Here is a 10,726-nt window from a genome sequence, read left to right as displayed (position 1 = left end):
AGTCAAAGAATGCTTTTTTCAGTCAAATATTTAGTCTACTCCCTCTAACTAAAAATAGAAAACAATCAAACAGCTCTAGTTTTACATCTAGGATATAGAAGGCAAGCAAAAGCATTTTTATTATTCAATAAACAGTGAACATTAGAATTAAATTATAAGAGTTTATATAAATAAAGTCAAAAAAATATTGTAAGGATTCAGCTTTTCCAGGGGAATGCTACGCAATTATAGACTAATAGACATCTCCAATAATAAAAAATAAAATCAATTATTCCATAGAAATCATCACTTATTTCCTCCGACTCTCTACTCCTTACTCCCTACTCCCTCTTTTTACGTTATAATCTTCAGGAAAGTTGATTATCCATACTTAAAAACACTCAGATAATTGACAATATTATCCGTAATTAAGGGAAACATTAATATGACTAATCGTTTAGCTAAATCCCAAAGTCTTTATCTTCGCAAACATGCAGAAAATCCTGTAGATTGGTGGCCTTGGTGTGAGGAAGCTTTAGAAACTGCGAAGCAACAAGATAAGCCGATTTTTCTATCAATTGGTTATTCAAGTTGTCACTGGTGTACTGTTATGGAAGGAGAGGCATTTTCTGATGAGAAAATCGCTCAATATTTGAATGAAAAATTTTTACCAATTAAAGTAGATAGGGAAGAAAGACCTGATGTAGATAGTATCTATATGCAGGCATTACAAATGTTAACTGGACAGGGTGGTTGGCCGTTAAATATATTCTTAACTCCTGATGATTTAATACCTTTTGTTGGTGGTACTTATTTCCCTGTTGAACCTCGTTACGGACGACCAGGATTTTTAGAAGTTTTGCAAAAAATTAGAGGTTTTTATGACTTGGAAAAAAACAAACTTCACTCTTTAAAAACGGAAATGTTAAATGGTTTAAGGCAGTCAGTTTTATTACCAGAAGCAGAAGATTTAAGCGAAGAAGTATTACAAAAAGGTTTAGAAGTTAGTACAGCAATTATTAGCGATCGCTACTCTCAACAAAGTTTTCCCATGATGCCTTATGGTGAAGCAGCTTTACAGGGAACAAGGTTTAATTTTGAATCTCAATATAACGGCAATGAAATTTGTTTAAAAAGAGGATTAGATTTAGCTTTAGGCGGAATTTATGACCATGTTGCGGGTGGGTTTCATCGTTATACGGTAGATGCTACTTGGACAGTTCCCCACTTTGAAAAAATGCTCTACGATAATGGTCAAATTGTTGAATATTTAGCTAATTTATGGAGTGCAGGATATCAAGAACCAGCTTTTAAACGGGGAATTATTGAAACAGTAAATTGGCTAAAAAGAGAAATGACTGCACCTGCCGGATTTTTCTATGGTTCCCAAGATGCTGATAGTTTTACTACTCCAGATGAAGTCGAACCAGAAGAAGGAGCTTTCTATGTTTGGAGTTATAAAGAATTAGAAAATTTATTAACTTCGGAAGAATTATCTAAACTATCAGAACAATTTTTTATCACATCTAATGGCAACTTTGAAGGAAAAATTGTCTTGCAAAGAAAGGAAGCAGGAGAGTTAAGTGAAACTGTAGAAAATTCTCTATCTAAATTATTTGAAGTGCGGTATGGTGCTAAACCTTTTAATCTAGAAACTTTTCCACCAGCAACGAATAATTACGAAGCAAAAAATAATAATTGGTCTGGCAGAATTCCCGCAGTAACAGACACTAAAATGATTGTTGCCTGGAATAGTTTAATGATTTCTGGTCTGGCAAGAGCAGCTACAGTATTTAACAACTCAGAATATCTAGAATTAGCCGTTAATGCTGCTAATTTCATCACCAAAAATCAGTGTGTTGATGGACGTTTTTATCGGCTAAATTATGAGGGAAAACCTACAGTAATTGCCCAGTCAGAAGATTATGCTTTGTTTATTAAAGCATTGCTAGATTTACAGCAAGCTTCGATTAGTTTAGAAACTTCATCAAATGGTGATTTTTGGTTAGAAACAGCAATTAAATTACAAGATGAATTTGACGAATTTTTATGGAGTCTTGAAGCAGCAGGTTATTACAATGCTCCTACAGATGTTAGTGGAGAATTAATATTACGAGAAAGGAATTATATTGATAATGCAACTCCGGCAGCAAATGGCATAGCAATTTCTAATTTAGTACGTCTATCTTTGCTAACTGAAGAATTACATTATCTTGACAGAGCTGAGTCAGCCTTAACAGCTTTTAGCAGCATAATGAAAAAATCTCCCCAAGCTTGTCCGAGTTTATTTGTCGCCCTAGACTGGTATAGAAATCAAACTTTAGTCAGAACTTCTGAAGTAGAAATTTCTAATTTAATTACTCAGTATTTTCCTACTGCTATTTATAAGAGAGAAACTGATTTGCCAGAAAATTCTGTAGGGTTAGTTTGTCAAGGTTTGATATGTAAAAAACCATCTTTAAGTCAACAGGAATTATTAGAACATTTAGAGCAAAGTCAAAATCGTTGGGCGAAAATTGATAATTAATAGTGGGTAATGGATAATTGATAATGAAAACTATAGTGTTTTCAAATGAGATGTCAATATCTCAAATAAAAGCGCTATATCTCTAATTATTAATTATCCATTGTTTTATATTCTTTACCATTGCCCATTGTCCCAAACCTCCATAGCTTTTTAATAGCAGTCTGTTTCCACATCTCAAATAAAAACGCTATATTTCTAATTATCAATTATCAATTATCCATTATCCATTATCCATTATCCATTATTTTATATGTTGAGTAACGCATCTTTAAAAAAGACTGGCTCAGGATGGGAATTTGCCAGTGAGGAAATTTTAGAGGATTTTCTTTATGAACATTTGGAAATTTTACTAAGTTTGAATGTCTTAGACAGACAATATATTGTGAATAGTCAAAGGTGCGATATTTTAGCTGTTGATAGTCATAAAAAATTAGTGGTTTTGGAGTTGAAAAATGTTGAGGATAGGGGAATTGTTCAACAGTTGACTCGTTATTATGATGCTTTATTAGATGAGAAACCTTTTAGTGACAAAGTTGATTATCAGCAACCTGTAAGATTAGTAGCAATTACTCCTAGTTTTCATCGGGATAATTTTACAGATAGAAAATATCATACTCTTGATTTTCAGTTTTTAGAGTTTTCTGTTATTCAAGACGAGGATAAGTTTTATCTCTATTTGAAAGATGTTGATAATGAGGAGATTTCAAAGGTAATTATTCCCTATCAAGAACTAGAAAATGATTTAGATATACCAGTTCCACCTAAAGCACTTTTGAAAGTTGTAAATAATTTAGATGGTCAACAGCAGGAAGAGATTTTTAGGGTTCGACGAAAAATTCTCAGCTTTAACCCTAAAATTCAGGAATTTGCTTCTGCTGGAAGTATTAAGTATGGAAGTGGTAGTGGTAAAAGCAGTAAATTTTGTGCTGAATTTTTCTTAGAGAAAGGTGAGTTAATACTATTTCTCTGGATACCATATAAAGGTGGTGAAAGTTCGAGAATTGGCAGAGCAATAATTTGGACGAATTGGCAAGATAAAGCTTTGATTGAAGGTTATGTTTCGAGTGGAGTAGAAACAGAAATTAATAGGTATAAAAGGAGTATTAAAAGATTAATAGAAGCAATTGAAATAGGAGGATATTTTTCCCAATTTATACTTGGTAGACATATCTGTAGTTTACCAATAAAAAGAAGTATAACCGATAAATATATTAAGGAAGTTAATAGAATTATTAAATATCCTAAACACCCAAAACCTTTGACTAGGGAAGATATAGAGTTATTTCAATATCATAAAAATCTGTATGAAGCAAGAACAGGACAAGAATTACAAACAGAAGTTTTAGATGCTTATAAATCTCTAGACTCATTAGTTGATTTAGCTCTCCAAAAATGGTTAGAAAGAATTTGAAAAAATTATAGCGATCATAAATGATTTGTGAAAAAAACTGTAATGGTTATGAAGATATGGAGTTATTTAGGGATGATAAAAAACTATGGAAAGCAACAACATGACAAGAATTAAAAACATAATTTTTAGATGCTGATAAATCTCTATATTCATTAGTTTTAGATGCCGATAAATCTCTAGAATCATTAGTTTACTTAGCACTCCAAAAATGGTGAGAAAGAATTTGAAAAAAAATTCTAGCAATCGTCAATCATTTCTGAAAACAACTCTAATAGTCTGGTTTTTTCATCCGATTTTTACTAGGGTTGGGAGACCAAACACCCTAGGATAAAATAGTACAAATTATGCAGATATGGAGTGATTTAAGGATTGTCAAAAACGATGGGAAGCAACAACAAGACAAGAATTAAAAATACAATTTTTAGATGCCGATAAATCTCTATAACCATTAGTTTACTTAGCACTCCAAAAATGGTGAGAAAGAATTTGAAAAAAAATTCTAGCAATCGTCAATTATTTCTGAAAACAACTGTAATAGTCTGGTCTTTTTATCCAATTTTTACTTGGGGAAAGAAGACCAAACACCCTAGGATAAAATAGTACAACTTCTGCAGATATGGAGTAATTTCAGGATTGTCAAAAACGATGGGAAGCAACAACAAGACAAGAATTAAAAACAGAAGTTTTAGATGCCGATAAATCTCTAGAATCATTAGTTGATTTAGCACTACAAAAATGGTGAGAAAGAATTTGAATAAAATTTATATCAAATCCCACTTATTCTCTAGAAAAAAATATAAGTAACACTACTCAAAAATTAAATTATTGACTCACGCTCCACACATTTGCTAAAATACACTTAATATTCTTAATTCATACAATTATGTATGACCGAGAAATAAGGTCTCAAACCTCCGACCTCAGCGGTCGGTACTGATAACTAATAACTGATAACTGAAATGACCCAACCAATATTATCAATTATAGTCCCCACAAGAGAAGGACTTCCCGAATATTGGATCGAATCTCTGTTAAAAATTAACGGAGATGTAGAATTAATATTAGTTCATCCTCCAGGAATGAAAAAACTCCCAATTAGCGACCCCCGAATGCAGCAAATAAATAGCTCATTTCGTGGAGAAATAATTCAAAGAATGACTGGACTAATGAATGCTTCAGCTCAATATATTTTAACAGTAAATTGTGATGAACTACTTCATCCAGATATTGCAGAAATAACCAGACAATATTTTACAAAATTCCCCGATAGTTGGGTTTTAAGACTTAATAGAAAAGACGTAACATACGGTGATGAAGCAGGATTAAAATCTCCTTGGGAGACAGTATCTAATATTGATGAGATGAAGACTTGTGGTGTAAGTACCGGAGATCAAAATTTACAGGACCAACCAAATTATATGGTGGAAATACCCATAGCTCCCTTGCATAATAAATTCGATCCGTTTTGTATGTTGAGGGGAAGAAAAGATCACCATGGACGTCATACAGAAAACTTTGATAAAAAAGTATGGAAAAATGAAATGGTACAAGCAACTTTAGCAGATATTAGAGATGCTATGATTTTGTCTGGACCGTTCAAATATTTTCCTTTTTGGTGTCTGGATAGATTATTAGGACTTTCTATTCAAGCAAAGTATTATGAACAAGGAAAAATCATTGGTCATATACTGCCCAAACCAGAACAAATTAGGATAGAAGATAATCCTCCTGAATACAGAAGAACTAAAAGATTTTATGTATTTGCAGAACTTTTGTTACTGAAAAATAATCCCCAATATGGCTATCTCTGGAATTTAATTTTAGCTCAATTTGCCGATATACCTGTGAGGGCAATTTCTTCTATCAATAGACGGTTATCTGAAAATAAAATGCAGAAAATTACTAACGGATAAATTAGCAAATTATCGTTTATTAATTGATAATCGATAATGGATAATTACCTCTGGTTAAAACCTTACCGAAATTGAATATAAGGAAATACCTAGCACTTTTTTTCTCTTGAAATACAAGGTTTTATACCTTTATTTTTCGGTAAATCTGAGAGATGGCTAGAGATCGTCAGAGGTCAGGTAGGAGAGCCGTAAGATTCTCTACTTACAGGAGTCAGGAATAACAGGGAATTTACTCTAAGAAATTGTTAGACTCAGGCTCTCTTTAATTAATAAGTCAATTAGTCAAAGACACATCTTATTCTAAAGTCTTTCAATCATATAAAATCTGGTTGAAGAGTCGTCCGCAGCGACGAAGCGGAAGCAATCTCCGGACACATAAGAGATTGCTATCCGTTCCGGAATGCTCCGCAAACCTTCCACTCTGTTCCAGTCGCTGCGGACGCAAGCTATAGTAATTATCCGGATTCTATATCACTCAAATTACTTGTGACATTCTTTATTAAAATTTATATTATACCATTTGGATAAATATTTGCCCTACATATTCATATCCGGTGTTCCCTATCAATACTTTTTCGTAACATTATTTTATCAAATTGTTACTATATATAAAAATTATCTCTATATACTGCAACAGTGAAAAATTAAGTGGAGTTGCACTTTGGTTAATAGTAGTTATAATACAAATGAGATTTACATATTGAAGGAAAAAAATGGGCAGGAATTAGGCACTATATACAAAATTACATATATACAATTATATAAGGGAAAAAACAAATTGATGAAAAAGTAAGAAGCTTGCTCGTTAAATTGTTTGATGTAAATAAATCCTCGGAAAAACTGGGTTTTAAATAAAAAACTAATCAATCAAAAAAATAATAAATTTATCCCTTAATCAGAAAAAAATATATATAAACTAACCAGCAAAAATTAAAAGAGAAAATTTCAGAGCCAAAATCTGAACCCTTAGCAAAAAAAAGCTGGTAAGACTGGGAAAAAAAACGCTTATGGAAACACCATTTAATATAACTCTGCTGATTATCCTGACAGTAGCCAGTGGTATAGCTTCCCAAGTTGTGGCAGCCTACCTTAAAGTACCTGCAATTGTCTTTTTGCTACTATTTGGTATTTTAGTAGGTAAAGATGGTCTGGGCCTAGTACATCCAAACCTATTAGGTAATGGTCTAGAGGTTGTAGTCTCTCTATTTGTAGCCCTAATCCTGTTTGAGGGTGGCCTCAATTTGGAACTAAGAGAATTAGGAAGAGTTTCTGGCAGTATCCGCAACTTAGTCACCATAGGGACATTAGTCACACTAATTGGTGGAGGTATGGCTGCTCACTGGTTAGGAGAATTTCCTTGGCCAATCGCATTTCTTTATGCCTCCCTAGTAGTAGTTACAGGGCCAACAGTAGTGGGACCATTGCTCAAACAGGTATCAGTGGACCGAAAAGTAGCTACATTGCTGGAGGGAGAAGGAGTTCTCATCGATCCTGTAGGAGCAATTCTAGCCGTATTGGTACTGAATATCGTTTTAAATGAAGGTGCTGACCCTGTAGGATTATTTAGAGACCTAGTTGTGCGTTTAGGAATGGGTACTATTATTGGTGCAGCAGGAGGTTGGGTACTTGGGTTTAGTCTGAAAAGAGCAAAGTTTCTCTCGGAAGAACTAGCAAATTTAGTGGTTTTAGCTGCTCTTTGGGGAATGTTTGGCCTAGCAGAACAAATTCGTAGCGAATCAGGGTTAATGACCACAGTAGTAGCAGGAATGGTAGTTGGGGCAGCCGAAATACCAGAGTTAAGACTAATAAGACGGTTTAAAGGTCAATTAACAATGCTAGCTGTTTCGGTATTATTTATCTTGTTAGCAGCAGACCTATCTTTAGCAAGTGTAGTGGCTCTAGGTTGGGGAAGTGTATTTACAGTTTTAACCTTAATGTTCTTGGTTCGACCCCTCAATATATTACTCTGCACCTGGAACAGTCAGCTTAATTGGCGACAAAAGATGTTTGTGAGTTGGGTCGCTCCCAGAGGGATAGTTTCCGCTTCAGTTTCCTCTCTGTTTGCCATATTGTTAACCCAGAAAGGTATCAATGGTGGTGATTCTATTAAAGCTTTGGTGTTCTTGACAATTATGATGACGGTTTTTAGTCAAGGACTAACCGCAAGGTTTGTGGCTCAATTTTTGGGAATTACTTCTAGTGCTGCTAAAGGTGCTATTATAGTTGGTTCAAATCCTCTATCTCGATTAATTGGCAAGATATTTAAGGATAGGGGTGAATCAGTGGTACTAATTGATACAGATGAGGAAAGTTGTAAGCAAGCAGAGACAGAAGGTTTACAAGTATATAAAAGTAGTGCGTTAGATACTAATGTCCTAGAAAAAGCTGGTTTAGAATCAGTAGGAACTTTCTTAGCAATGACTAAAAATGGGGAAGTAAATTTAGTTTTGGCTCAAAGAGCAGCAGAAGAATTTAAGCCACCAAGGGTATTAGCTGTTTATCCAAAAAGTCCCCAACAGAAAAATCATAATAATAGTAAAGATAAGGTTCAACAAGCATTTACAACTGAGTTAAATCTGAAAAGTTGGAATAAATACCTCTCTGACAAAGAGGTGAAATTAGGTGAAACAGTTCTGAAGCAATTGGGATTTGAGTTTCAAAAGACTCACCTCAAAGCCATGATTAAGTCTGGGGACTTTATACCTATTTTAATTGAAAGGCAAGGAAGTCTTCAAGTATTTCCAGCTACTGAAAATTGGCAACCAGGCGACCAAATTATTTATTTGCTTCATGACCCGAAACCTAAACTTCTGAAACGATTATCTGGTTCTCAGCAAAAAGGTTTAACTATGGAAAGACATCCGGCAGTTGAAGAAGTACCTATTCCTACTGTAGTTCTAGAAACTGACTCTGAAAAAATACCAGCTAAATAGGAAGTGTGGGAAGTGTGGGGAGTGTGGGGAGTAGGGGAGTAGGGAGCAGGGGAGTAGGGGAGTAGGGAGAAAGAGTATAGATAAGGCAAAACTACTTAAGTTCTCAAAAAAATGTATTTTTCAATGCACTTTAATTCTCCTGAAAAAATCTCTCAAAGATTTACACATAATTTGTCTATCTACTTCAGTAGGAGGTACTGATAACTGTTAACTGTTAACTGATAACTGAAATGAGCTACTGTCTCAATTCTGAATGCCGAAAGCCATATAATCCTTCTGAAAATAGATTTTGCCAAAGCTGCGGGGCTAAATTGCTACTGGGCGATCGCTACCGTGCTATTAAACCTATTGGTCAAGGTGGTTTTGGGAAAACTTTTTTGGCTGTGGATGAACATAAACCTTCTCTTCCCAGGTGTGTAATTAAACAGTTTTTTCCCCAAAATAGTGCTAATGCGGAAAAGGCTGCTGAGTTGTTTCGTCGGGAAGCTATTAGACTTGATGAGTTGGGTCAACATCCTCAAATTCCGGAATTAATGGCTCATTTTCAACAGGGGGAGCAACAATATTTAGTCCAAGAATTTATTGATGGGCAAAATCTGGAACAAGAATTGGTTGCTAATGGGACTTTTACAGAAAATCAGATTCAGGAATTACTTTGGGATTTGTTGCCTGTGTTGGAATTTGTCCATGAAAGGCAGGTAATTCATCGGGATATTAAACCAGAAAATATTATTCGGCGCAACTCTATTACGCTTCCTGATGGTGGAGGGGAAATTAAAGGCCAGTTGGTGTTGGTGGATTTTGGGGCAAGTAAGGTAATTACAGATTCTTCCCTAGGCAAAACTGGAACGATGATTGGTAGTGCGGGATATGTGGCCCCGGAACAGTTGGCGGGGAAGGCGGTTCCTGCTAGTGACCTTTATAATTTGGGGGTTACTTGTGTTTATTTGTTGACTCAAGTTGCGCCTTTTGAGTTGTTTGATGTGGTTGAGGGTAAATGGATTTGGCGACAATATTTACAGTCTAATATTAGTGAAGATTTGGGGATAATTATTGATAAGCTTTTGGCTCCGAATATTAATCAAAGGTATCAGTCTGTCGAAGAAGTTTTAACAGAATTAGAGTCTGTTAAATATCAGAAAAGTTTTGCTAATTCGGCTTCTCAAACAGGAAATAATAATCCTTCCTTACTTACAAAAATGTTAGGAGGAATTCCCCAAGTTATTAAAGGTCGAATTATGCAGGAGTTTGGTAAGACTGAGGAGGCGATCGCTGCTTATGACCGAGCGATTAATATTCGACCTCATAATTATGATGCTTGGTATAAGAAAGCTGAGGTTTGTTATCAGTTGAAACGTTATGAGGAAGCGATTTTTTGTTATGAAAAGACGGTAAAGTTACAACCGAATCATTGGCAAGGGTGGCGGAGTTTGGGTGTTTTGTTTTATCAGTTTAATAGATTTGAAAAGTCTGTGGAATGTTATTTTAAGTCTTTGGATATTCAGCCGGAGCAACCGATGGTTTGGTTGTGGTTGAGTTTGGCAATTAGGAAGTCTGGAGATGAACAAAAAGCACAAATGTGTTTGGAAAAGGCAAGGCAATGTTTACCTAATAGTCCGGTGGAAACTGCAGAGATTTTATGGGAAGCTTGGGAGAAATTGGTTCGGTAGTTTTGGAAGTGAACAAAATTATGTCGATATAAGGGCAAAGGGCAAATGGCATTTGCCCCTAATGTGTCTACTGAAATGAAAACTGCTGTAAATTTGGCTTGGGGCGGGAGATTAGGGCGGGTTCCACAGGAAATTCATCAGCAGTATCGTTAAATTAAATAAACCCGCCCCCAGATCCATTGGGTGGGACGGGGCGGGTTTATAGAAGTCAATCAGTTATAACAAGGTTTCTGGTGAAACCCGCCCCTACAGTAACGTTAATTTCGTGCTGATAACTGATAACTGATAACTGA

The 10,726-nt window shown here is 35.1% G+C and carries 5 protein-coding genes; all 5 read left to right on the top strand.

Going from position 1 to position 10,726, the window contains the following annotated elements; genetic code table 11:
* Positions 1-424 precede the first annotated feature (424 nt).
* The 5 genes from ACP6PK_RS20600 to ACP6PK_RS20580 all read left to right on the top strand — a co-directional run bounded on the left by ACP6PK_RS20600 (position 425) and on the right by ACP6PK_RS20580 (position 10,433).
* Entirely contained in the window at positions 425-2,506 is a 2,082-nt protein-coding gene (locus ACP6PK_RS20600) for a thioredoxin domain-containing protein (protein WP_426561488.1), read from the top strand.
* A gap of 250 nt (positions 2,507-2,756) precedes the next feature.
* Complete coding sequence (locus tag ACP6PK_RS20595; protein WP_426561489.1) at positions 2,757-3,917, top strand: endonuclease NucS domain-containing protein; 1,161 nt, start codon at positions 2,757-2,759, stop codon at positions 3,915-3,917.
* Positions 3,918-4,876: 959 nt separating this feature from the next.
* Entirely contained in the window at positions 4,877-5,830 is a 954-nt protein-coding gene (locus ACP6PK_RS20590) for a glycosyltransferase family 2 protein (protein WP_426561491.1), read from the top strand.
* A gap of 1,007 nt (positions 5,831-6,837) precedes the next feature.
* Positions 6,838-8,763 (top strand): cation:proton antiporter, encoded by a 1,926-nt coding sequence (locus tag ACP6PK_RS20585; protein WP_426561493.1) that lies wholly within the window; start codon positions 6,838-6,840, stop codon positions 8,761-8,763.
* A 230-nt stretch (positions 8,764-8,993) separates the two neighbouring features.
* A complete protein-coding gene (locus tag ACP6PK_RS20580; RefSeq protein WP_426561495.1) occupies positions 8,994-10,433 on the top strand; it encodes a protein kinase domain-containing protein in 1,440 nt (479 codons plus the stop codon).
* Positions 10,434-10,726: the final 293 nt, after the last annotated feature.

The organism is Dapis hubbardiae BLCC-M172 (assembly GCF_050016015.1).
In the GTDB taxonomy this organism is placed as follows: Bacteria; Cyanobacteriota; Cyanobacteriia; order Cyanobacteriales; family Microcoleaceae; genus Trichodesmium.
This window is presented reverse-complemented; position numbering and strand designations above follow the sequence as displayed.